This window comes from Devosia yakushimensis, assembly GCF_030159855.1.
GTDB classification, from domain to species: domain Bacteria; phylum Pseudomonadota; class Alphaproteobacteria; order Rhizobiales; family Devosiaceae; genus Devosia; species Devosia yakushimensis.
Genome location: NZ_BSNG01000004.1, coordinates 18,693 through 41,321, shown reverse-complemented (window position 1 = coordinate 41,321; position 22,629 = coordinate 18,693). Strand labels below are relative to the sequence as shown.

The window sequence follows — 22,629 nt, the reverse complement described above, 5'->3', positions numbered from 1 at the left end:
TACAAGTTTGCCCTATGATATCCCGTTCCTTCCTTGCACCGGTTCTCGGCATTGTCGCTTTTGCCGTTCTGGCCCTTCCGGCCGGCGCGGAGAAAGTGCGCGACCGCCCCAAGGCGGTGGTGGAATTGTTCACGAGCCAAGGCTGCGCCCAGTGCCCGCCGGCCGATGCCTTGCTCACGAGCCTGGCCGAGGAGGGCGACGTCATCGCGCTCGCCTATCACGTCGACTATTGGGACTACGTCGGCTGGGAAGACACGTTCGGCAAAGCCGATTATTCCGACCGCCAGCGCGCCTATGCCAAAAGCTGGGGCTCCTCGCGCATCTATACCCCGCAAATGGTGGTCAATGGCGACAAGGGCGTGGTCGGGTCGCGCCGCAGCGAAGTGCATGGCGCGCTCGACACGGCCAGTCTGCCGCTCGATGTCGCCATTACCAAGCAGGGCGACATGCTCAAGATCGCCGTGCCGCCAGATGCGAATTATTCCGATGCCGTGGTGTGGCTGGTGACCTATCTCGACCGCGCGGATGTGGCGATCGACAAGGGTGAGAATGCCGGCAAGACCATGGTCTATACCCAGGTGGTGACCGGGCGGCAGGCGCTGGGCATGTGGGAAAACGATACGGGCGCGGACCTCAAATTGCCGCTGCCCGAGATGCTGGCGGAAAATACCGGCATGGCCGTTATCGTGCAGCAGGAAAATAACGGATTGCCGGGGCCGATCCTGGGGGCCGCCGCGTTCGAACGCTAGCGCCGGAGGCACAAAAAGAAACTCCCGCTCCTGGGGGCAGGAGCGGGAGATAGCTGACTGGTCAACTAAAGGACGGTTGGCAACCGGACGTCATGGTTTGGGGGCTCGTTCGGTCCGGTTGCCAACCACTGGAGGCAATGGTCACAGACTGATCGGCCAATCGGGCGCTGTGAGGGAGAAACTGTGTTCAAACTTAGGTATTTGGTCCCAGTGCCAAATGCCCGGGCGCGGACCCTTGCGCGAAAGCGCAAATACCGCAATCATGACATTGCGTTGACAAGCGGAGAGAGCGTAACCGGTGCAGGGCCGTACGCCGCATGACAAGTCGGTCAGCCTGGCTCTGGTCCATTCCGGAGAGGCGCCCGCGAGCGCGCCACAAGCCAGGGCCCTTCCCATCGTCGCCTTCGACCGTCGCGAGCTGATGCTCATCCTGTCGGTCTATGGCCGCAAGGTGAGCTTAGGCGAGTGGCGCGACTATGCCATGGATTTCCTGCGCGAGCGGGCCGTGTTCTCCATCTATGCCCGTGTCTCCGAACGGCCGCTCTTCATCGTCGAGAAGTCCCCCAAGCTGCGCAACCGGCAAGGGCAATATTCGGTCACCAACCAGCAGGGCCGCATTCTCAAGCGCGGGCACGACCTGGCCCAGGTTCTGCGCGTGCTCGATCCGCAATTGGTGGTGGTGGGGTGAGTTTTTGGGTCCTGGTCTGCGCATGAGCCTGACCATTCGCCGCGCCACGCAGGCCGACATCCCGGCAATGAGCGTGATATTGACCGCCTCGATCACTGAACTCTGTGTCGCCGACCATGGCGGAAAGCCGTACGCCATCGCCGCCTGGACGCGCAACAAGAGCGAGGCGGGCGTTGCCGCCATGCTGGCCAATCCCGAGCAGGATTTTTACGTGGCCGAGCGCGACGGCGCTGTGCTGGCTGTCGGCGCCGTGAGCCAGGACGGCAAGATCACGCTCAATTATGTCGCTCCGAAAGCGCGTTTTTCCGGGGTCAGCAAGGCCATGCTGGCGCATCTGGAAGCCGCGCTTGTCGCACTAGGGCATCGGGAAGGGCGGCTCGAAAGCACCAGAACAGCGCGTAGTTTCTACCAAAGCCAGGGCTGGCAGGCCGATGGCCCGCAGGCCAGCGGCCGGGTGGTCAATGGCTATCCCATGCGCAAGACGCTGTTGGATGAGGGATATAGCGGCACTACCGAGTTTGGCTGCTGATCGCTGCGATCGTTGCAAGCTCGTCGGCCGTCACCGCCTCGAAGCGCGCCAGCCAGCCCAGCAGGTCATCTGCCGTGATGATGAAGGCGTATTCCGGCGCCTGGGCATTGCGCTGTTCCAGGCGCGCCAATAGCTCTTGGCGGGAAACGTCCATGAAGTGGATTCTTGTCGCCGCACCCAGGGCGGCGGCGCGGGCGGCAAAATCCTCGCGCTCGACGCGGGCCCAGAATCCGAAATCGAGGATGACGTCGACACCCTTGGCCAGTGCCGTGCTGGCAACGCGCCACATCAGCGCTTCCACCGCATCATGGCGCCGGTCATGGTCCGGGTCGGTCGCGTCGTTCCCGAACAGGGTAATATGCCATTCGTCGGGCGTCAGCCGCAGAGCGCCAAGCTCGGCCTCGAGCTGCTTTGCCCGCGTACTTTTGCCCGAGCAGGGCAGTCCCACCATGAGATGCAGCGTGGTCATGGATCAGAGTGACAGCTGCAGATGCACGATATCGTGCCAGCGGTCGAACTTATAGCCGACTGCCTCGTAGCGGCCGACATGGGTGAAGCCGAACTTTTCGTGAATGGCGATGGAATTGGCCGTGTCGGCAGTGATGACCGCCAGCATCTGCTTGAAGCCAAAGGCGCGGGACTGGACCAGCAGCTCGGTCAGCAGGGTCTTGCCCAGCCCCTTCCCGGTCGCGGCGGGATCGAGATAGATCGAATCCTCACAGGTGAAGCGGTAAGCGGCGCGGGGGCGGTAGAAGCTGGCATAGGCGTAGCCGAGTACTTTGCCATCCTGTTCGGCCACGATCAGGGGATGGCCCAGCGCGATCAGATGGGCGAATTTTTCGGCCATGGCCGCCTCGCTGGGCGCCTCGGTGTCGAAGGTGATCGCGGTATTGTCCACATAGTGCCGGTAGATGGCGGTGATGGCGGGCACGTCGGCCCAGGCGAAGGGGCGCAGTATGGGGGTGGACACGGCAGAGCTCGGCAAAAGAAAAGGACCGCATCCCTTTTAGGATGCGGTCCGATCGGTCGTCCAACCAAATTCCTTGATCGTCCGATCAAGGAAGCTGAGGCTTACTCGCGATTGCCGAACAGGCGGAGCAGCATCATGAACAGGTTGATGAAGTCGAGATAGAGGCTCAGTGCGCCCATGATAGCGCCCTTGGCCAGCACGTCGGCGCCATGGGCCTCCGAATAGCCTTCCTTGATCTTCTGCGTGTCATAGGCGGTGAGGCCCACAAAGATCAGCACGCCGACCGCCGAGATGGCGAATTCGAGCATGGAGGACTGCATGAAGATATTGACCACCGAAGCGATGATCAGGCCGATCAGGCCCATGAACAGGAAGCTGCCCATCTGGGTCAGGTCGCGCTTGGTGGTGTAGCCGTAAAGGCTCATGGCACCAAAGGTCGCGGCGGTGATGAAGAACACCTTGGCGATCGAAGCGTCGGTATAGACCAGGAAGATGGAGCTCAGCGACACGCCCATAATGGCGGCAAAGGCCCAGAACACGCCCTGTGCGGCGGGCACGGAGAGCTTGTTGATGCCAAAGCTCAGCACCAGCACGAAGGCCAGGGGAGCCAGCATCACGACCCATTGCAGCGGGCTTGCATAGAGCAAGTAGCCCCACTGGGTCACATATTGGCCATTGGCCAGCTGGCCCACGGCGGCATCCGGATTGGTGGTGATGGCGGCAGCGGCGGCAAACCAGGCCGCCAGGCCCGTCACGACAAGACCAACACCCATGTAATTGTAGACGCGAAGCATGTAGCTGCGCAGGCCCTCGTCGATGGCCAAGGCCGAGCCGGCCCGCGCATTGAGGGTCTGACGGTCATATTCAGCCATAGTCGGTTTCCTTTCCCAATTGATGGCGCGGTCCTTTTGCACCGCCGGTGGGCATTATGTTGGCCACTTGCAGCACAATATGGATGGCCCGCCAGTCGTTTACAAGGCCGAACGGAGCGCCGCGACGTTTCGTCTGGCGACATGACGCGCTTGTGTTAGGGTCATCGGGCGAATCGCCTGTCTGATCTATCAGAGGAGGAGCCGATGCCCAGGCTCTTTACCGGCCTCGAAATCCCGGCCGATGTGGGATTTGCCCTCTCGCTTAAGCGGGGCGGGTTGACCGGGGCGCGTTGGATCGATCCGGAAAATTATCATATCACGCTCCGTTTTATTGGCGATGTCGATTACCAGACGGCCAATGAAGTGGTCGATAGTCTCGACCGGCTGTCCAATTCGCTGCGCTTTTCCATCCGCTTGACGCATTTAGGTATTTTCGGTGGCGACAAGCCGCGGGCGCTCTATGCCGGGGTCGAGATGAACGAGGCTTTGAGCCGCTTGCAGGCCGCCCAGGAGCGGGTGTTGCAGCGGGCCGGCCTGCCGCCGGAGGGGCGCAAATTCGTGCCGCATGTGTCGCTGGCGCGGTTGCGCAATTGCAGCGCGGGGGAGGCGGCGCGCTTCATGGCCGAGGCGGGGCGGTTCGAACCGCTGAGTTTTCCGGTGGGCCGGTTCGTGCTCTATTCGAGCAAGGACTCGGTGGGCGGGGGCCCCTATGTGGTGGAACAGAGTTACCCCTTGGCGGCCTGAAGTCACGCAAGTGTTAGCACATTGTTAACCCTGACGGCGCAAACCGGGGCTTATGACGGCGCCGGTGTCAAATTGCCGCCGCGATTGGCTCGCATTTGAGACAAATCGGTCGGATGCGGCGGCGTTTGACACCTTGGTAACCATGTTGGGGCAAGTTGAAGCGGGCAAGCTCTTCCCAACCGGATCTGATGATGAGGAAAGAATTGGCAATGACGACGAAAACCGGTGGCCTCACGCTCGGGCTCGCGGTCGCCGCAATCATGGCTCTGGCTCCGGCCGCCCAGGCACAGCAGGCGACGGAACTGGGAACCTTCAATGCCTGGACCGCCTGGCAGGCGACCGACGCGAGCGGAGTGATCTGCTATGTGTCGGCGACGCCGCAGAAGAGCGAGCCGGCCGGGGCCAATCGCGACCCCATCCATTTCATGATCATCCACCGCAAGGGCATGGGCACCAAGAACGAGGTGCAGACGATCATCGGCTATCCCTATAACACGACCAATGCCGGCGCGAGCGCGGCCGTGGATGGCAAGAGCTATCCCATGGTCACCGAAGGCTCGGCCGCCTGGCTGGCTTCGACCGGCGACGAGGCCGGGTTCGTCTCGGCCTTCAAGGCGGGCAATAACCTGGTCATCAAGGGCACCAGCCAGCGCGGCACCAATACGACCGATACCTATTCCCTTTCGGGCGCGACGGCAGCGATCAACGCCATCGACGCGGCCTGCAAGTAATTTTGTCATTGCCCGGCTCGGGCGAAACGCCATAACTGGGGCGGGTCCAAAAGAGGGCTCGCCCCTATTGCATATCAAGAGGCCATAATGACCAAACTCGCTTTTGCACTCGCCCTTGCCGCCAGTGTGGCGCTGCCCGGTGCAGCCATGGCGCAATCGGTGCGGCTGCTGGGTGAGCATCGCGCCTGGTCGAGCTATGCGGCCAGCGACGGGGCGGGCGCGGTGTGCTTTGCCATGACCAAGCCGACCAATGTGCAGCCCGAGCCCGATGGCTATAGCCAGGCCTATCTCTATATCACCAACCGGCCGGGCGAGAATGTCGCCAATGAATTCAACCTCGTTGCCGGCTTCGCCTTCCAGCCCGACAGCATGGCGACGGTGACGGTGAGCGGACAGAGTTTCAACCTCTTCACCCAGAACGATGCGGCCTGGCTCGACGATGCCGGCCAGTCCGGAGCCCTGGCCAGCGCCATCCGCGCGGGTTCGAGCCTGACCGTTGAAGGCACCACGGCGGGCGGCATCAAGGTGGTGGAGACGTTCTCGCTATCCGGCGCCACCGCTGCGTCGCAGTCGATCAGCAGCGGGTGCTAGGTCCGAGGGCGCGGTAACGGAGGTTCCCGCTTTCGCGGGAATGACACCGAGGAACTCGGTCTCCTGCGCTCCAAGCAAAGCCGCCTCCCGCGCCCGTGACTTTGCCAAAAGCTGCCCTATATGGTATTGGCCCGCGTTTCCCGTTAGCTCCGGACCCCCTTTGCCATGAGCATTGCGCTTAATCTCGATCATTCGTCTGCCCTCCGCCCTGCGGCGGTGAGCCGGCCGTCGTTGATCGGGCTGAGCAAGCTGCAGCTCGCCGAGGCGCTGACCACGGCCGGCATCGCCGCCGACAAGGAAGCCCGCATGCGGGCCAGCCAGTTGTGGAACTGGCTCTATGTCAATGGCGTCACCGATTTCGACCGCATGACCAATGTGGCCAAGCCGGTGCGGCAGAAACTGGCCGATACCTTTATTCTCGATCGTCCCGAGATCGCCTCCGAGCAGGTTTCTTCCGACGGCACCCGCAAATGGCTGTTCCGCTTCCGCGATCCGGCCAATCCGAACTATCCTCCGGTCGAGATCGAAACCGTCTATATCCCCGAGGAAGACCGCGGGACGCTGTGCGTCTCCTCGCAAGTGGGCTGCACGCTGACCTGCACGTTTTGCCATACCGGCACGCAGAAGCTGGTGCGCAACCTGACTGCGGGCGAAATCCTGGGCCAGATTCTGATGGCCCGCGAGCGTCTGGGTGATTTCCCCGGCGGCAGCCGGCCGGACGATGGGGGCCTGGTCCCCGGTGGCGAAAGCCGCGCCATCACCAATATCGTGATGATGGGCATGGGCGAGCCGCTCTACAATTTCGACAATGTGAAGCAGGCGCTGCTGATCGCCTCGGCGGGCGACGGCATGAGCCTTTCCAAGCGCCGCATCACCTTGTCCACGTCCGGTGTTGTGCCATTCATCGAGCCGACCGGCCGCGAGATCGATGTCATGCTGGCCATTTCCCTGCATGCGGTGAATGACGATCTGCGCGACGTGCTGGTGCCGATCAACAAGAAGTGGAAGATTGCCGAGCTGCTCGAGGCCTGCCGCAATTATCCGGGCCTCTCCAATGCCCGCCGCATCACCTTCGAATATGTGATGCTGGACGGGATCAATGACAGCGACGCCGATGCGCGCGAACTGGTGCGGCTCTTGGCCGGGATTCCCGCCAAGATCAACCTCATCCCGTTCAATCCCTGGCCGGGCACCAATTACGGCTGCTCGCCTTCGAGCCGCATCGAGCGCTTTGCCGATATCGTCAATAGAGCCGGTTATGCCAGCCCCGTCCGCACCCCGCGCGGCCGCGATATCTTTGCCGCCTGCGGCCAGCTCAAGAGCGAAAGCGAACGGTTGAGCAAGAAAGATCGTGACGCGCTGGCTGGGGTCTGAGCGTTTAGTTTTTTGACTGACCCTCTCAGTCGTCACCCCCCTTGCGGGGAGGGGCGCAATTGCCTCAAAGTATGAATAATCCACGATGTCATCCCGGCGAAGGCCGGGATCCAGGTCCGTAGCGAGCGGCGAGCATCCAGGTGCGGGATAGCTCTCAGCATGGATTCCGGCCTTCGCCGGAATGACATCGGGGCATTTCATGTTGGGGAGGCTAGGCCATGACAGCAAACCAATTTGGCGCCATTGGCCAGCTCAGCCGCAGTGTTGCCGATATCGAGGCGGCCGAGGCGTGGTGGCGGGATGTCTTGGGCATGCCCCATCTTTACACCTATGGGCCGCTGGCCTTTTTCGATTGCGGCGGCGTGCGGCTGATGCTCAGCGCCGAAGCCGGTCCGTCGCAGGCCAATGTCATCTATTTTCGTGTGTCCGACATTGCGGCCAGCCACGCCGAATTGACGGCCCGGGGCGTGGTGTTTGTCGATCCTCCCCATATGATCCATCGCCATGCCGATGGCCTGGAGGAATGGATGGCGTTTTTTTCCGACAATGAAGGGCGGCCGCTGGCCATTATGAGCCAGGTTCGGCCGGACTGATGGCCATCACCTATCGGCGCATGGTGCCCGGCGATGCGCCGCTTCTGGTCAATATTGCCGATGATGTGTTCGACGAGGCGGTGCGGCTGGACCGGCTCATGGCCTATCTCGATGCGCCAGGGCATCTGATGGTGCTGGCTTTCGATGGCGATCTGGTCGTCGGGCAATGCGTGGGCGTCGTGCATTACCATCCCGACAAGGTTACCGAGCTCTATGTCGATGAGGTCGGTACGGCGAGCGCCTATCTGCGGCAGGGTATTGCCACGGCCATGCTCACCGAACTCTTCGCCTGGGCCCGCGAGTTGGGCTGCGAAGAGGCATGGCTGGGTACTGAACTCGATAATGACGCGGCCAATGGCCTCTATCGCCGCTTTGGCGGAGAAGAGGACACGATCAAGTATTACGAATTCAAGCTTTAGCCGTGGCTTCTGGAAATGCCGATGGCAATGTGTTATATGTAGCTAACTTAGCTAAGGAAGCTCCGTTGCAATTCACCGTCCACTCGGCCAAGACCAATCTCTCCAAGCTCATCGATGCCGCTTTGTCGGGCGAGGAAGTCGTCATCGCCAAGGGCAAGCGGCCGGTCGTCAAAATCGTACCGATCAAGCAGCGCCGTTTCGAGATCGGCATATGGACGGAAAATCTCGGGCCGGGCCCGGATTTCCTCGAGCCGATGAGCCACGATGAGCTGGCCGAGTGGGAAGGCGCGGATTGAGCCGCATTCTGCTCGACACCCATGCCTGGGCCTGGACGCTTACAGCAGATGGCCGGCTTTCCGCCTCGGCCATGGCCGCTATCGAGGCTGCCGATGATGTTTCGATCAGCGCCATCAGCCTCTATGAAATCGGGCAAAAGGTGCGCTTGGGCAAATGGCCGGAAATGGCGCCCCACCTGTCGGAACTGATTGCGGCGGCGGACAGGCAGGGTGGACGGCTTCTGCCCATCTCGCCCCAGGCCAGCCTGATGGCCGCGACAATGGATTGGGCGCATCGCGATCCCTTCGACCGCATTGTCGCCGCTACCGCGCTGACGGAAGGGCTCGCGCTGATTTCCGCCGACAGTGTGTTCGACGAGATTGCATCGCTGCAAAACTGGCCCGGCCGCGTTTGGTAGCTACTCCCCCGCCACCCACTCAATCCTGAACCCGCCCCGGCCTGCATCGGCCAAGAGTTCCGCCAGCGGCGGTAGCAGCAGCTTCATTTCTTCTTCCAGTGCATAGGGCGGATTGACCACGATCATGCCGGTGCCGAAAAGCCGCGCCGGGGTGGAGGGCGCGCGAATGGTCAGTTCGATGCGCAGGATTTTTGGAATGCCGGTGGCCTTGAGATCGGCGACGAAGCTTTGCACTTCGCTCGGCTCCTTGATCGGATACCAGAAGGCAAAAATCCCGCCGGGCCAGCGGCGGTGGCCTTTGACGAGCCCCTGGACCATGCGGGTGAATTCGCCCTTCTCCTCGAAAGGGGGGTCGATCAGCACCAGGCCCCGCTTTTCCTTGGGCGGCAGATGGGTGCCCAAAGCGGCCCAGCCGTCGAGATGGGTGACGCGGGTCTGGAAATCGCCGGCAAAGTTTTCGCGCAGTGCCTCGGCATCTGCGGGGTGCAGTTCCAGCGCAAAGAGCCGGTCCTGTTCGCGCAGCAGGGAACGGGTGATCAGGGGCGAGCCGGGATAAAAGCGCAATTGCCCATCGGGGTTCTGCGCCTTGACGCTGTCGAGATAGGGTTTTGCCAATTCCGCCGCCTCGGCGGGCAGACCGGTTTGCACCAGGCGGGCAATGCCTTGGAGCCATTCCCCGGTGCGCTCGGCCTGATCGCCCTCCAGATCATAGAGCCCGACGCCGGCATGGGTATCGAGCACGCGGAACGCGGCTTGCTTGCGTTTGAGATAGTCGAGAATGCGAACCAGGATCAGGTGTTTGACCACATCGGCAAAATTGCCGGCATGAAAGGCGTGGCGGTAATTCATCGGAGCGTGACCAGGAAAAGTTGCAGACTTTTCCGTTTCGGGAGCGCGACTATCATGGCTAGTGGCGGGCTTGTGCGGTGAGGATGGTCACGGCGAAGGTGGTGAAGATGGCCGCAAAGCTCCAGTTGAGGGCGCGTTCCACCCATTTGCTGTGGCGGAAGGCGGCGGCCAGCCAATCGGCGGCAAAGACGGTCGCGACGCCCAACGGGATCGAGAGCAGTACGAATTCGGCGCCGAGAAAGAACAGTTTGCCGGTGGCGGATGGATCGTGTGCGTCGACGAATTGGGGCAGGAAGGTCACGAAGAACAGCACGACCTTGGGGTTGAGCAGGTTGATGCCGATGCCGGTGGCAAAGCTCTGGCCAAGCGTTGGCTGACGCTTGGCGGCCTCGGCAATGCGCAGGCCTCCGCCGTGGACGACGGCCTGATAGGCGAGCCAGAGCAGGTAGAGCGCGCCCACGATCTTGAGGCCGAGGAACAAAGGCGGGGCGGCGATGATCAGCACGGAAATGCCCAGGGCGACGAGCGTGGTATGCACCATGATCCCCGCCATGGCGCCGGCCATGCAGGCCAGGCCATGTGCGCGGCCATAATTGATCGCTCGGCTGAGCTGCAGCGCCATGTCCGGCCCCGGCGTGATGGCCAGAACCACAGTCGCCAGCGCAAAGGCCAGGATGACGGGGAGATCGGGAACGAAGCCGGGCATGGGTTTTTCCGCGGGGGAATTGGATGGGGGGATTAGCCATAGCGTGCCAGGCGTGGGGAAGCGAGTGCGTTTGGGGACCTTGATCCGTCTCCCTCCCCCTTGAGGGGAGGGATTGAGGGTGGGGGTCGGCGGGCCCTTGCGCAAAACCAAACGACCCCCACCCCGGCCCTCCCCTCAAGGGGGAGGGAGGGCAACAACCAAGCACCCGGGATGCCCTCACGCCAATGGCAGCTCATAACTCCGCTTGATGGTTTCCATGGGCACATCCGTCTTGACGCTTTGCACGCTGGGGATGCGGGTGAGGTAATCGGCCTGGAAGCGCCAATAGGCGTGCAGGTCCGCCGTGACCACGCGCATGATGGCGTCGCATTCCCCGGTGGTGAGGTAGCATTCGACCACTTCGGGGAATTTTCGCACCGTTTCGGCAAATTGGGCGGTAATGGTGGAATCCTGGGTCTTGAACCAGACGCGGACGAAGACGGTCAGCCCCACGCCGGCCTTGGGACCGTTGAGCACGGCCACGTACTGCTCGATGACGCCCGATTCCTCGAGCAGCCTCACCCGGCGCAGGCAGGGGGAGGGGGAGAGGCCCACTTCGTTGGCCAGTTCGACATTGCTCATGCGGGCATTGCGCTGCAGGGCCTTGAGGATGCGGCGGTCGATGGCATCGAGCGATATTGGTATTTTTGGTCTCCTGTCCAAGCAAAATTGGCAGATTGTGCCAGATAATGAGCCCAGCGTGATGGAATCGCAAGATCATTGCGCCGGGTCTGGTCTATTGTTCCGCCGGTAATCCAAGGGAACTGCGTTCTATCATGGCAAAAGACATCAAAAAGGTCGTGCTGGCCTATTCGGGCGGGCTCGATACCTCCATCATCCTCAAATGGCTGCAGGAGACCTATAATTGCGAGGTGGTGACCTTCACCGCCGATCTGGGCCAGGGCGAAGAGCTGGAGCCGGCGCGCAAGAAGGCCGAGATGTTCGGCATCAAGGATATCCGCATCGAGGATCTGCGCGAGGAATTCGTGCGCGATTTCGTGTTCCCCATGTTCCGCGCCAACACGGTCTATGAGGGGCAATATCTGCTGGGCACCTCCATTGCCCGCCCGCTGATCGCCAAGCGCCTGGTCGAGATCGCCCAGGAAACCGGGGCTGACGCCATTTCCCATGGCGCGACCGGCAAGGGCAATGACCAGGTGCGGTTCGAATTGACCGCCAATGCGCTCGATCCCGCCATCAAGGTGATCGCGCCCTGGCGCGAATGGGATCTGCAGAGCCGCACCGCGCTGCTCAATTATGCCGAGAAGAACCAGATTCCGATCGCCAAGGACAAGCGCGGCGAGGCGCCGTTCTCGGTCGATGCCAATCTGCTGCACACCTCGTCCGAAGGTATGGTGCTGGAAGACCCCGCCGTGCCGGCACCCGATTATGTCGCCCAGCGCACGGTCAATCCCGAAGACGCGCCCAACGAAGCCGAGGTCATCACCATCGGCTACGAAAAGGGCGATCCGGTCTCGATCAATGGCGAAAAGCTGTCGCCCGCAGCGCTGCTCACCAAGCTCAATGAGCTGGGCGGCAAGCATGGCGTGGGCCGGCTCGATCTGGTCGAGAACCGCTTCGTCGGCATGAAGTCGCGCGGGCTCTATGAGACCCCCGGTGGCACGATCCTGCTGGTGGCCCATCGCGGCATTGAATCGATCACGCTCGATCGCGGGGAAGCCCATCTCAAGGATGAGCTGATGCCCAAATATGCCGAGCTGATCTATAATGGCTTCTGGTATGCGCCCGAGCGCGAAATGCTGCAGGCGCTGATCGACAAGAGCCAGCAATTCGTCACCGGCGACGTGACGGTCAAGCTCTATAAGGGCCAGGCCAGCGTCATCGCCCGCACCTCGCCCTATTCGCTTTATTCAATGGACCTGGTTACCTTCGAGGAAGGTTCGGGCACTTACGACCATCACGATGCCGAGGGCTTTATCAAGCTCAATGGTCTGCGGCTCAAGACTTATGCCGCCCGCAACCAGAAGGCCGGCAAATAATGCAGCTTTCCGCCGGGCTTTCAGGGCCCGGCGGATGCCCTTAATGGGTCATTAATCGGAAAACTCTAGCTTTCCGCCAGCATGAATGCAGGGGCAGGCGGGCGGGGGAGTTATCGGCTGGTGCGGTCAGAAGACGCGGGCAGCTTGAGCGAGATGGCCGAGGCGCTGCTGCTCGATGCGGCCCTCGAAAATATTCCCTATGGTTTCTGCGTCTGGTCACCCCAGTTCCGCCTCGTCATGTGGAACAAGAACTGGCGCGATCTCTATGGCTTCCGGCTCGATCAGGTCCGGCGGGGCATGAGCCTTGAAGAGGTGGTGGAACTCTCGGCCCGGCTGGGCAACCACCCCGAACAGGGCGCGCAGGGCTTTTACGAGGCCTATACGGCCGAGCTGCTCGGCAATCGCAGCGGGGCCCGTTACAAAAGCCAGGAAGTGGTGCATGGCGGGCGGATCGTTGAAACCGCCCATATCTATTCGGACGCGCTGGGTTGGGTGGTGACGCATGAGGACGTTACCGACGAGATCGCGCGCACCGAAATCGTGGCCAAGCGCAAGCTCGAACTCGAGCGGCAGAACATCAGGCTCGATGCGGCGGTCAACAATATCAGCCAGGGCCTCTGCATGTTCGATCCCAAGGGGCGCCTGGTCATCTGCAACCAGCCCTATATCAAGATCTACAATCTTCCCGAGCGCTTCCATAAGCCGGGCACCCAGCTCGAGGATATTTTAGGGCATCTGTTCGATGTGGGCATGAGCGCATCGGGCACGCGGGAGGAATATGTCATCTGGAGGCGCGAGGTGATCGCGCGCCGCGAATATGGCAAGACCGTGCACGAGCTCAATGGCCGCGTCATCCTGATGCAGCACCATCCGATGAAAGATGGCGGGTGGGTCTCGACCCATGAAGACATTACCGAACAGCGCCAGAACGAGGCGCGCATCCGGCACCTGGCGCGGCACGACGCCCTGACCGACCTGCCCAATCGCATCGAATTCCTCGAACAGATGGCCAAGACCGAGGCGGGGCTGGGGCGCGGGGAAATGGCGGCCGTGCTCTATCTCGATCTCGATCACTTCAAGGCGGTCAATGACACGCTGGGCCATGCGGTGGGCGACGAGGTGATCAAGCAGGCTTCGGCAAGGCTCTGGGGCACGACGCGGGAAACCGACCTGCTGGCCCGGCTGGGGGGCGATGAATTCGCCATTCTGATGCGGCCGGTGGACAATGCGGGGGACGCGGCGAAGGTGGCCGATCGCATCATCAAGGCGATTTCGGCGCCGATGAACATTGCCGGCCAGCAGATCGAGATCGGCGTCAGCGTGGGCATTGCGCTGGGGCCGGGCGATGGCGTCAAGACCGATACGCTGGTCAAGAATGCCGATCTGGCGCTCTACAAGGCCAAGAGCGAAGGGCGCTCGACCTATCATTTCTTCGAAGCGGGGATGGATGCGGCGCTGCAGCAGCGGCGCTCCATCGAGGCCGGGTTGCGGCTGGCTTTGCAGCGCCAGGAATTGCGGCTGGTCTACCAGCCGCTGCTGGGCCTCAAGGAAAACCGGGTCACCTGCGTCGAGGCCCTGTTGCGCTGGGACCATGACGATCGCACGATTTCCCCCGTCGAATTCATTCCCATTGCCGAGGAAACCGGGCTCATCGTGCCGATCGGGGAATGGGTGCTGCGCGAGGCCTGCCGGACGGCGGCGACCTGGCCGGGCGAGGTGCGGGTGGCGGTCAATCTCTCGCCCATCCAGTTCAAGAGCCGGGACCTTGTGGGCCTCGTCAAGTCCGCGCTGAGCGAAGCGCGGCTGGCGCCAACGCGGCTGGAGCTGGAGATCACCGAATCGCTGCTGCTGGCCGAGAGCGAAAGCGTGCTCAAGGCACTCCATGAGCTGCGCGCCATGGGCGTGCGCATCTCCATGGACGATTTCGGCACCGGTTATTCCTCGCTTTCCTATCTGCGCAGCTTTCCCTTCGACAAGATCAAGATCGACCGCTCCTTCATGGCCGACCTCACCAGCCGGCAGGACAGCCAGGCGATTATCCGGGCGGTGATCGGGCTGGGCCAGTCGCTGGGCATGTCCACCACTGCCGAGGGGGTGGAAACCGAAGAGCAATTGGCCATGGTCCGGGCCGAGGGCTGTTCGGAAGTGCAGGGCTTTTTGTTTTCCCCACCCCTGCCGCCCGCGGCGCTCGCCAATTTGCTGCAGAGCGAGAAGGGGGCGAGCGAAGCCGAGCGGAAGAAGGCGTCGTAGGTAGTGGTGTTGGGGGGATTTACCCACCCCGCTGCGTCGTCGTGCTGGATGACGAAGTGAAAGTGGGAGTGCCCCCAATCCCACGCACCACGATCGCCTCCCTCGGGCTTGACCCGAGGGCCATTCGCCGCTTGTGCCGGATTGGGAGGGGCCCTCGGGTCAAGCCCGAGGGAAGCGGCGGTGGGTGTGGGCGGCGCACGGCAAATACGCGGGTAGGAAACCGGCACGTACTCATCCATCCACCGCGTCATTCCGGCGCAGGCCGGAATCCATGCTGTGCACTCTCCGGGCATTGGATGTTCGGATGGCCTTCAGCATGGATCCCGGCCTGCGCCGGGATGACACCGCGGAAAGGAGTAGCTCCCGGAACGATCCCCAAGCTCACCTCACCACAAGCGCGGCGGGTGAGGGAGTACTTGGCCGGTAAGCGGCTCCACACCTCTCCTCATCCCAAAAGACAAGCCAATTGCCTTTTGATCCCTCCCTTGTCACCCTCGGGGAGGAGGAGAGATCATGCGGCCGAGCCATTATGCCCAATTGCTGGCCATTGCCCGTCGCGCGACGCGGCGGGCCGATGAGGCTGATGATCTGGTGCAGGATGCGCTGCTCGAGGCGGTGCGGACCGGGCGGATGATTGCCGGCCCGCAGGATATGCGCTGGCTGGCCGGCATTATCCGCAACCGGGCCAAACTGGCGGCCAGGGGCGCGGGCCGCGCCCGGCTGCGGGAAACTCATTGGCATGCCTTGCGGCCCGAGCCGGCACCTGCGGCCGAAACACTCGATCTATCCGCGGTGCTGTCGGGCCTGCCGCCATCGCTCAAGGCTGTGGCGGCGCTGACCCTTGCCGGTCACAACCGCCGCGAGATCGCCTATCTGCTTGATCTTTCCGACGCCGCCCTGCGCCAGCGCATCGCCGCGCTCAAGCGCCAGCTCAAGGGGGCAGGCATCGCCATGCCCGAGGGCATGCCGGGGCTCAATCTGGACCTGGCCTATGGCCGTATCCGCGACGCCCTGCTGCCGGGCCTGCTGCGGCAGGGCGGGATTTTTGCCAGTCACGATCCCGATGGGCATCTTTTTATCGTCAGGCGCTCACAAAAGCCGTGACAGCGGCAACTCTGGACATCAGACCGGCATCACAGGAGGACGCCATGGCATTCAAACCCAAATCGGCCAGTATTGTATTCTACGTTTCCGACATCGTGCGCACCGAGCGCTTCTACAATGAAACGCTGCAGCTTGACCTGCAGCGGATGGAGGGCGCCGAGCCCTTCTGGCTGTCCGGGCGGCTCGAAGGGGGACCGGACATGGTGTTCTTCCAGATGGAAGGCAAGCGCGGCGATACGCCGGCACTGGTCTTCGATGTCACCGAGGGCGGCATTGACGATGTCGTGGCCGATCTCGCGGCCCAGGGCATTACCATCGTCACCCCGGTTTCGGAGGCGCCGGGTGGCTGGAGCGCGGACTTTCTGGACCCGGATGGCTTTGGCCTGGGGCTCTGGCAATCGGGGGAGTTGCCGCGCTCGTTGAAATCTCTCTAACAACGATCACCTCGGCAGAGGCTTCTGCGTCCCCTCCCCCCTTGAGGGGAGGGCCAGGGAGGGGGTCTTGGAGATTTGCGCAGGAGCCCATCGACCCCCACCCTCGATCCCTCCCCTCAAGGGGGAGGGAGGCGAACGTGGAGAGATCGCGGCCTAGTCTGCGATTGCCCCTGCAACCCACCTTTGCATGGCGGACGCTTGTCGGGCGGGTCCAAGTGCTGTAAGAGCCGCGACAAATGCGCCAGCCTGCCCAAAATGCGGCTGGCGTTCATGTTTCCGCATGATTTCAGCCAAGGCGCGCCCCGAACCATTTGCGGGGCCAATTTTTGGGATCATGCCAATGAGGCTGATCCCTATGAGCTTGCGCAATATCGCCATCATCGCCCACGTTGACCATGGCAAGACTACGCTGATCGACGTGCTGCTCAAGCAGTCCGGTTCGTTCCGCGAAAACGAGCGCGTCGAAGAACGCGCCATGGACAGCAATGACATCGAACGCGAACGCGGCATCACTATCCTGGCCAAGGTCACGAGCCTGCTGTGGAAAGAAACCCGCATCAATATCGTGGATACGCCCGGACACGCCGATTTCGGCGGCGAGGTCGAACGTATCCTGTCCATGGTCGATGGCGTGGTGATCCTGGTGGACGCGGCCGAAGGCCCGATGCCCCAGACCAAGTTCGTGCTCGGCAAGGCGCTGGCACAGGGTCTGCGTCCCATCGTTGCCATCAACAAGATCGACAAGGCCGATGAGCGGCATCTGGAAGTGCTCGAAGAAATCTTCGATCTCTTCATCGCGCTCGACGCCACGCCCGAACAGCTCGATTTCCCCGTGCTCTACGGGTCGGCCAAGCAGGGCTGGATGGCTTTCGATCCCACCGGCCCCAAGGAAAGCCTGGGCCCGTTGCTCGACAAGGTCGTCGAGCATGTGCCCGAGCCCCAGGTGGAAGAGGGCGCCTTCCGCATGCTCGTCACCACTATCGAGCGCAATCCGTTCCTGGGCCGTATCCTGACCGGCCGCATCGCCTCGGGCAGCGTCAAGTCGAACGATCCGATCCACACGCTCAACCGTGAAGGCAAGGAAGTCGAAAAGGGCCGCGTGTCCAAGGTGCTGGCCTTCCGCGGCCTCGAACGCACCCCGATCGATGTCGGCGAAGCCGGCGACATCGTGGCTATTGCCGGGCTTGAGACCTCGACCGTGGCCGATACGATCTGCGCGCTTTCTGTCTCGACCCCGATCACCGCCAAGCCGATTGATCCGCCGACCCTGTCGGTCACCTTCCGCATCAATGACGGCCCCCTGGCCGGCCGCGAAGGCGACAAGGTGCAGTCGCGCGTCATCCGCGAGCGCCTGTTCCGCGAGGCCGAGGGCAATGTGGCCATCCGCGTCACCCCCGGCGACGACAATGACAGCTATGACGTGGCTGGCCGCGGCGAATTGCAGCTGGCCGTCCTGATCGAAAACATGCGCCGGGAAGGGTTCGAGCTGACCATCGGCCGCCCCAAAGTGCTGTTCAAGGAAGAAGACGGCGTCAAGCTCGAGCCGGTCGAGGAAGTCATCATCGACGTCGATGACGAATTTACCGGTTCGGTGGTGCAGAAGCTGACCGAGCGCAAGGGCGAATTGACCGATATGCGCCCCTCGGGCGTCGGCCGCACCCGCATCAAGCTGCTGGTTCCCACCCGCGCGCTGATCGGCTACCAGCCCGAATTGCTGAGCGACACCCGCGGCACGGCGATCTTCAACCGCCTGTTCCACTCCTTCGTGCCCTATAAGGGCGACCTGCCGGGCCGCCGCACAGGCGTTCTGATCTCGAACGGCACCGGGCAATCGGTGGCCTTTGCCCTCTGGAACCTGGAAGACCGTGGCCCGATCATGATCGATGCCGGCGTCGATATCTATGAAGGCATGATCATCGGTGAGCATTCCCGCGACAATGACCTGGAGGTCAATGCGCTCAAGGGCAAGCAGCTCACCAATATCCGCACCACCTCCAAGGACGAAGCGGTGCGCCTGACCACGCCGAAAAAGCTCAGCCTCGAACAGTCGCTGGGCTATATCGCCGAAGACGAATATGTCGAGGTCACGCCCAAGTCGATCCGCCTGCGCAAGATCTGGCTGGATCCCAATGACCGCAAGCGGGCGCTGCGCGCCAAAGCCGGCTAAGACAAGTCGAGGGCCCCACGGAAACGTCGGGGCCCTTACTTTTTCTTGGCATTTGGCCGCCATCTTGCCATTCGGGCCGGGCAGAAGAGTTCAACAGGAGTACCCCCATGACCGATTGGATTATCCAGACCATTTCCCAATGGGGCTATGCCGGCATTTTCGCGGTGATGCTGGCCGAATCGATCTTTCCACCCATCCCGTCCGAATTGATCATCCCCTTTGCCGGCTTTGCCGCCGCTAATGGCGATCTCAATTTCTTTGGCGTCCTGGCCGCCGCCACGTTCGGGGCGGTGGTGGGCATGTTGCCCTGGTATTATGCCGGGCGGCTGTTCGGGCTCGAGCGCGTGCGGCGCCTGGCCGACCGTTTCGGGCGGGTGATGACGCTCAATGCCGAAGAGATCGATGTGGCGGTCAACTGGTTCCACCGCTTCGGCCCCATTATCGTGCTGTTCGGCCGGCTGATGCCGCTGATCCGCACGCTGATCTCCATTCCGGCGGGCCTGGCCCGCATGCCGTTGCCGGTGTTCCTTTTGGCATCGACCAGCGGCGCGCTGATCTGGAATATCATCCTGACCACGGCCGGCTATCTGCTGCATGAGCATTACGAACTGGTCGAGGTGATCCTTGATCCGCTCAGCTATGTGGTGCTGGCCCTGGTGGTGCTGATCTATCTGGTGCGGCTGGTGATGTGGAAGCCGAGCAAGCCCAGCACGCCAGCGGAATAGGCTTTCGCAAAACGCAACGCGCCTCGCATTCTGCAAGGCATCCCGCCCGTAAAATGGCAATATTCACAATGCCTTAATCTCTGCCGCCCGGTTTGTGGGCGGGTCCGGTCTGGCACGCTTGTTGCAATGAAGGCGATGTCCGGAAGTTTCCCATGTAATGCGTACCGGATGTCAGTCATGTGGGTCCCGCACCGTGCGACCGGTGCGGGGCTCTCATGTCTTTGGGGGAGAGGCAATGTGCTCTTGTGGCAAGGGCGCATAGCCATTAGATAATTTGCCGAACGCTTCACCGGAGACGCCCATGCGCGCCGTGCTCGATATCATCCTTCTCATCCTCCAGCTGTACTGGTGGGTTGTCCTGGCCATGATCATCATGAGCTGGCTGATCTCGTTCAACGTGATCAATACCCGCAATCAGTTCGTCGCCGCGGTCTGGCGCATCCTCAACCAGCTCACCGAGCCGGTGCTGCGGCCGATCCGGAGGGTGATGCCGAATTTCTCGGGGCTCGATATTTCCCCGATCATCCTGTTCCTGATCCTGTTCTTCATCGAACGCATCATCATCTATTACATCTATCCCAACGTGTTCTGATCCGATTGGATCGCGCGGCCTGTTACCGGCTCAGCCCCTCGGGGCTGAGCCTTTTCGTTCGGGTCACGCCCAATGCCGGGCGCGACGCCATCGAAGGGGTGGAGCTGCGCGACGACGGCAGCGCCGTGCTGCGCCTGCGGGTCAAGGCGATGCCGGACAAGGGCAAGGCCAATGCGGCGGTGGTGGCGCTGGTCGCCAAGGCGCTGGGCGTGCCCAAATCGGCGGTGAGCGTGGTGAGCGGGGAGACTGCAAGGCTCAAGACGCTGGCGGTGGTGGGAGATGGGGGTGTTTTGGCGGGCCTTGTCGAAGCGCTCGAAGATACCCCCTCCTAGCCTCCCCCTGATAGGGGGAGGGACCGCCTTGTGATTGGAACGCGATCCAGCTCCAAGAGTGGAGAGATCCCTCCCCCTGTCGGGGGGAGGCCAGGAGGGGGTACTCCGATGCTGCCCGGCCCCACGCCACGTTCCGCCCACCCCATCTGCGACAAATCACCGCAATATCCATTGCTTAACGGGCCAATCCATCACATCATCGGCTCCAGAAGGGGCACAGAGGAGGATGGCTCGCCGCCGATTGGAGGATCGGCCCGGTCCATGCTGCGTCCCTGGAGGAACAAGAGGGACTAAAGGAATGACTTTGGCTTTGTGGCTGATCGTCGTCTGCGGCGCGCTCAGCATTGTTTATGGCGTGATCACCACCCGAGGGCTGCTGGCGGCCGATGCCGGCTCGGCCCGCATGCAGGAAATCTCGGCGGCCGTGCGCGAGGGGGCGTCGGCCTATCTCAAGCGGCAATATACCACGATCGGCATTGTCGGGGTGGTCATCCTGATCGCCGCCTTTTTCCTGCTCGGCATCCACGCCGCCATCGGCTTCCTGATCGGGGCGGTGCTCTCGGGCGCGGCCGGCTTTATCGGCATGAACGTCTCGGTGCGGGCCAATGTGCGCGTGGCCCAGGCGGCCACCACTTCGCTGGCCAAGGGGCTGGACCTGGCCTTTAAATCGGGCGCTGTCACCGGCATGCTGGTGGCGGGCCTGGGCCTGCTCGGCGTCACGCTTTATTTCATCATTCTCACATCCATGGGCCATGCGCCCACCAGCCGCACGGTCATCGATGCGCTGGTGGCCCTGTCCTTCGGCGCTTCGCTGATTTCCATCTTCGCCCGTCTGGGCGGCGGCATCTTCACCAAGGGCGCCGATGTGGGCGGGGACATGGTGGGCAAGGTCGAAGCGGGCATTCCCGAGGATGATCCGCGCAACCCGGCAACCATCGCCGATAATGTGGGCGACAATGTCGGGGACTGCGCCGGCATGGCCGCCGACCTGTTCGAAACCTATGTGGTGACCATTGTCGCCACCATGGTCCTGGCCGCCATCATCCTGCCCGAGCAGTGGAAGCTGGCCGGCATGGTGCTGCCGCTGGCCATTGGCGGGGCCTGCGTCGTCACCTCGATCATCGGCACCTATTTCGTCAAGCTGGGCGCCTCCAACAATATCATGGGCGCGCTCTACAAGGGCGTCATTGCCACCGGCGTGCTGTCGCTGATCGCACTGCTGCCGGTGCTCTGGATGATCTTTGGCGATCTCAATACGGTCATCGCGGCTTCCGACAAGAGCTTCACCCCCATGAGCCTCTTCTGGTGCGGCGCGGCGGGGCTGGTCATTACCGGGCTCATCATCGTCATCACCGAATATTATACCGGCACCAATCGGCGCCCGGTCAATTCCATTGCCGAAGCCTCGGTGACGGGACATGGCACCAATGTGATCCAGGGCCTGGCCGTATCGCTGGAATCCACGGCCCTGCCGGCCCTGGTCATCATTGCGGGTATTATCGTCACCTATAATCTTGCCGGGCTGTTCGGCATTGCCTTTGCGGTGGCGACCATGCTGGCTTTGGCCGGTATCATCGTGGCGCTCGACGCCTTCGGTCCCGTCACGGATAACGCTGGCGGCATTGCCGAAATGGCCGGGCTCGACAAGGAAGTGCGCCACAATACCGATGCGCTGGACGCGGTGGGCAATACCACCAAGGCCGTCACCAAGGGCTATGCCATCGGTTCGGCGGGCCTGGGCGCTCTCGTGCTGTTCGCGGCCTATACGCAGGACCTGATCTATTTCTCGTCCCTGCCTGACGCCCCGGCCATCTTTGCGGGCCTGGGCACGCTCAGCTTCTCGCTGGCCGACCCCTATGTCGTGGTGGGCCTGCTGTTCGGGGGGCTCCTGCCCTTCCTTTTTGGCGGCATGAGCATGACTGCCGTGGGCCGCGCGGCCCAATCGGTGGTGGTCGAAGTGCGCCGCCAGTTCAAGGAAAAGCCTGGCATCATGGCCGGCACCGAAAAGCCCGATTATGGCCGCGCCGTCGATATGCTGACCAAGGCCGCGATCAAGGAAATGATCGTGCCCAGCCTGCTGCCGGTGCTCAGCCCCATCGTCGTCTTCTTCGTGATCTACTGGATCGCAGGGCCGGCGGCGGGCTTTTCGGCCCTGGGCGCCATGCTGATGGGCGTCATCGTCACCGGGCTCTTCGTCGCCATTTCCATGACTGCCGGCGGCGGCGCCTGGGACAATGCCAAGAAGAGCTTTGAAGACGGTTTTACCGACAGCCACGGCGTCGTCCACCACAAGGGCGGCGACGCCCACAAGGCCTCGGTCACCGGCGACACCGTCGGCGACCCCTATAAGGACACGGCTGGTCCGGCTGTGAACCCGATGATCAAGATCACCAATATCGTGGCGCTGTTGTTGTTGGCCGTGCTGGCGCACTTGGGCTAACCAGACTTAGTCTGGACTGGAATGAAGAAGGCCCGGG

At 62.4% G+C, this 22,629-nt stretch carries 26 protein-coding genes; 20 read left to right on the top strand and 6 right to left on the bottom strand.

Annotated features, from left to right (window positions below):
- The first annotated feature begins 14 nt into the window (after positions 1 to 14).
- The 3 genes from QQL79_RS20715 to QQL79_RS20705 all read left to right on the top strand — a co-directional run bounded on the left by QQL79_RS20715 (position 15) and on the right by QQL79_RS20705 (position 1,966).
- Positions 15 to 749: a DUF1223 domain-containing protein gene (locus QQL79_RS20715; protein ID WP_284394042.1), complete on the top strand. Its 735-nt coding sequence runs from the start codon at positions 15 to 17 to the stop codon at positions 747 to 749.
- Between the two features lie 334 nt (positions 750 to 1,083).
- Positions 1,084 to 1,437 carry a DUF2794 domain-containing protein gene (locus tag QQL79_RS20710; protein WP_370461283.1) on the top strand — a complete coding sequence of 118 codons (354 nt, stop codon included), beginning with the start codon at positions 1,084 to 1,086 and terminating at the stop codon, positions 1,435 to 1,437.
- Positions 1,438 to 1,459: 22 nt separating this feature from the next.
- Complete coding sequence (locus tag QQL79_RS20705; protein WP_284394041.1) at positions 1,460 to 1,966, top strand: GNAT family N-acetyltransferase; 507 nt, start codon at positions 1,460 to 1,462, stop codon at positions 1,964 to 1,966.
- Here QQL79_RS20705 and QQL79_RS20700 read toward each other — a convergent pair.
- The 3 genes from QQL79_RS20700 to QQL79_RS20690 all read right to left on the bottom strand — a co-directional run bounded on the left by QQL79_RS20700 (position 1,947) and on the right by QQL79_RS20690 (position 3,808).
- Complete coding sequence (locus QQL79_RS20700) at positions 1,947 to 2,435, bottom strand: P-loop nucleotide/nucleoside kinase family protein (protein ID WP_284394040.1); 489 nt, start codon at positions 2,433 to 2,435, stop codon at positions 1,947 to 1,949. The two genes, QQL79_RS20705 and QQL79_RS20700, sit on opposite strands and share 20 nt — an antisense overlap.
- Positions 2,436 to 2,438: 3 nt before the next feature.
- Positions 2,439 to 2,936: a GNAT family N-acetyltransferase gene (locus QQL79_RS20695; protein WP_284394039.1), complete on the bottom strand. Its 498-nt coding sequence runs from the start codon at positions 2,934 to 2,936 to the stop codon at positions 2,439 to 2,441.
- Positions 2,937 to 3,037: 101 nt separating this feature from the next.
- Complete coding sequence (locus QQL79_RS20690; RefSeq protein ID WP_284394038.1) at positions 3,038 to 3,808, bottom strand: Bax inhibitor-1/YccA family protein; 771 nt, start codon at positions 3,806 to 3,808, stop codon at positions 3,038 to 3,040.
- Positions 3,809 to 4,012: 204 nt separating this feature from the next.
- Between QQL79_RS20690 and thpR the strand changes: the two genes are divergently transcribed.
- The 8 genes from thpR (at position 4,013) to QQL79_RS20650 (ending at position 8,954) form a co-directional block, all read left to right on the top strand.
- Entirely contained in the window at positions 4,013 to 4,552 is a 540-nt protein-coding gene (thpR, locus tag QQL79_RS20685) for an RNA 2',3'-cyclic phosphodiesterase (protein WP_284394037.1), read from the top strand.
- A gap of 209 nt (positions 4,553 to 4,761) precedes the next feature.
- Positions 4,762 to 5,283, top strand: coding sequence for an invasion associated locus B family protein (locus tag QQL79_RS20680; protein ID WP_284394036.1), 522 nt, complete (start codon positions 4,762 to 4,764; stop codon positions 5,281 to 5,283).
- Between the two features lie 87 nt (positions 5,284 to 5,370).
- Positions 5,371 to 5,874, top strand: coding sequence for an invasion associated locus B family protein (locus QQL79_RS20675; protein WP_284394035.1), 504 nt, complete (start codon positions 5,371 to 5,373; stop codon positions 5,872 to 5,874).
- 165 nt (positions 5,875 to 6,039) lie between these two features.
- Complete coding sequence (gene rlmN, locus QQL79_RS20670) at positions 6,040 to 7,248, top strand: dual-specificity RNA methyltransferase RlmN (protein ID WP_284394034.1); 1,209 nt, start codon at positions 6,040 to 6,042, stop codon at positions 7,246 to 7,248.
- Positions 7,249 to 7,466: 218 nt separating this feature from the next.
- Positions 7,467 to 7,841: a VOC family protein gene (locus tag QQL79_RS20665; protein ID WP_284394033.1), complete on the top strand. Its 375-nt coding sequence runs from the start codon at positions 7,467 to 7,469 to the stop codon at positions 7,839 to 7,841.
- A complete protein-coding gene (locus QQL79_RS20660) occupies positions 7,841 to 8,260 on the top strand; it encodes a GNAT family N-acetyltransferase (RefSeq protein ID WP_284394032.1) in 420 nt (139 codons plus the stop codon). The genes QQL79_RS20665 and QQL79_RS20660 overlap by 1 nt, the downstream gene beginning before the upstream one ends.
- Positions 8,261 to 8,325: 65 nt before the next feature.
- Positions 8,326 to 8,556, top strand: a complete 231-nt coding sequence (locus QQL79_RS20655) for a type II toxin-antitoxin system Phd/YefM family antitoxin (protein ID WP_284394030.1) — start codon at positions 8,326 to 8,328, stop codon at positions 8,554 to 8,556.
- Complete coding sequence (locus QQL79_RS20650; RefSeq protein WP_284394029.1) at positions 8,553 to 8,954, top strand: type II toxin-antitoxin system VapC family toxin; 402 nt, start codon at positions 8,553 to 8,555, stop codon at positions 8,952 to 8,954. Before QQL79_RS20655 ends, QQL79_RS20650 begins: the two co-directional genes overlap by 4 nt.
- Here the strand turns inward: QQL79_RS20650 and QQL79_RS20645 are convergent, their stop codons facing one another.
- From QQL79_RS20645 to QQL79_RS20635, 3 genes are all read right to left on the bottom strand, one after another.
- Positions 8,955 to 9,803 (bottom strand): 23S rRNA (adenine(2030)-N(6))-methyltransferase RlmJ, encoded by an 849-nt coding sequence (locus QQL79_RS20645; protein ID WP_284394028.1) that lies wholly within the window; start codon positions 9,801 to 9,803, stop codon positions 8,955 to 8,957.
- Positions 9,804 to 9,861: 58 nt separating this feature from the next.
- The gene (locus QQL79_RS20640) at positions 9,862 to 10,509 is read right to left on the bottom strand and encodes a LysE family translocator (protein ID WP_284394027.1); all 648 of its coding nucleotides are present in this window, start codon (positions 10,507 to 10,509) and stop codon (positions 9,862 to 9,864) included.
- A gap of 216 nt (positions 10,510 to 10,725) precedes the next feature.
- Complete coding sequence (locus tag QQL79_RS20635; RefSeq protein ID WP_284394500.1) at positions 10,726 to 11,193, bottom strand: Lrp/AsnC family transcriptional regulator; 468 nt, start codon at positions 11,191 to 11,193, stop codon at positions 10,726 to 10,728.
- Positions 11,194 to 11,324: 131 nt separating this feature from the next.
- Here QQL79_RS20635 and QQL79_RS20630 point away from each other — a divergent pair, with 131 nt between their 5' ends.
- The 9 genes from QQL79_RS20630 (at position 11,325) to QQL79_RS20590 (ending at position 22,592) form a co-directional block, all read left to right on the top strand.
- Entirely contained in the window at positions 11,325 to 12,548 is a 1,224-nt protein-coding gene (locus QQL79_RS20630) for an argininosuccinate synthase (protein ID WP_284394026.1), read from the top strand.
- Between the two features lie 120 nt (positions 12,549 to 12,668).
- Entirely contained in the window at positions 12,669 to 14,798 is a 2,130-nt protein-coding gene (locus tag QQL79_RS20625; protein WP_284394025.1) for a putative bifunctional diguanylate cyclase/phosphodiesterase, read from the top strand.
- Between the two features lie 513 nt (positions 14,799 to 15,311).
- Positions 15,312 to 15,902 carry an RNA polymerase sigma factor gene (locus QQL79_RS20620; RefSeq protein WP_284394024.1) on the top strand — a complete coding sequence of 197 codons (591 nt, stop codon included), beginning with the start codon at positions 15,312 to 15,314 and terminating at the stop codon, positions 15,900 to 15,902.
- A 44-nt stretch (positions 15,903 to 15,946) separates the two neighbouring features.
- Entirely contained in the window at positions 15,947 to 16,336 is a 390-nt protein-coding gene (locus QQL79_RS20615) for a VOC family protein (RefSeq protein WP_284394023.1), read from the top strand.
- 355 nt (positions 16,337 to 16,691) lie between these two features.
- A complete protein-coding gene (gene typA / locus QQL79_RS20610) occupies positions 16,692 to 18,503 on the top strand; it encodes a translational GTPase TypA (RefSeq protein ID WP_284394499.1) in 1,812 nt (603 codons plus the stop codon).
- Between the two features lie 107 nt (positions 18,504 to 18,610).
- Positions 18,611 to 19,228: a DedA family protein gene (locus QQL79_RS20605; protein ID WP_284394022.1), complete on the top strand. Its 618-nt coding sequence runs from the start codon at positions 18,611 to 18,613 to the stop codon at positions 19,226 to 19,228.
- Between the two features lie 301 nt (positions 19,229 to 19,529).
- On the top strand, positions 19,530 to 19,820 hold the full coding sequence (locus QQL79_RS20600) for a YggT family protein (protein WP_035099089.1): 291 nt from the start codon (positions 19,530 to 19,532) through the stop codon (positions 19,818 to 19,820).
- A gap of 5 nt (positions 19,821 to 19,825) precedes the next feature.
- Positions 19,826 to 20,152, top strand: a complete 327-nt coding sequence (locus QQL79_RS20595; protein ID WP_284394021.1) for a DUF167 family protein — start codon at positions 19,826 to 19,828, stop codon at positions 20,150 to 20,152.
- A 298-nt stretch (positions 20,153 to 20,450) separates the two neighbouring features.
- Positions 20,451 to 22,592, top strand: coding sequence for a sodium-translocating pyrophosphatase (locus QQL79_RS20590; RefSeq protein WP_284394020.1), 2,142 nt, complete (start codon positions 20,451 to 20,453; stop codon positions 22,590 to 22,592).
- Positions 22,593 to 22,629: the final 37 nt, after the last annotated feature.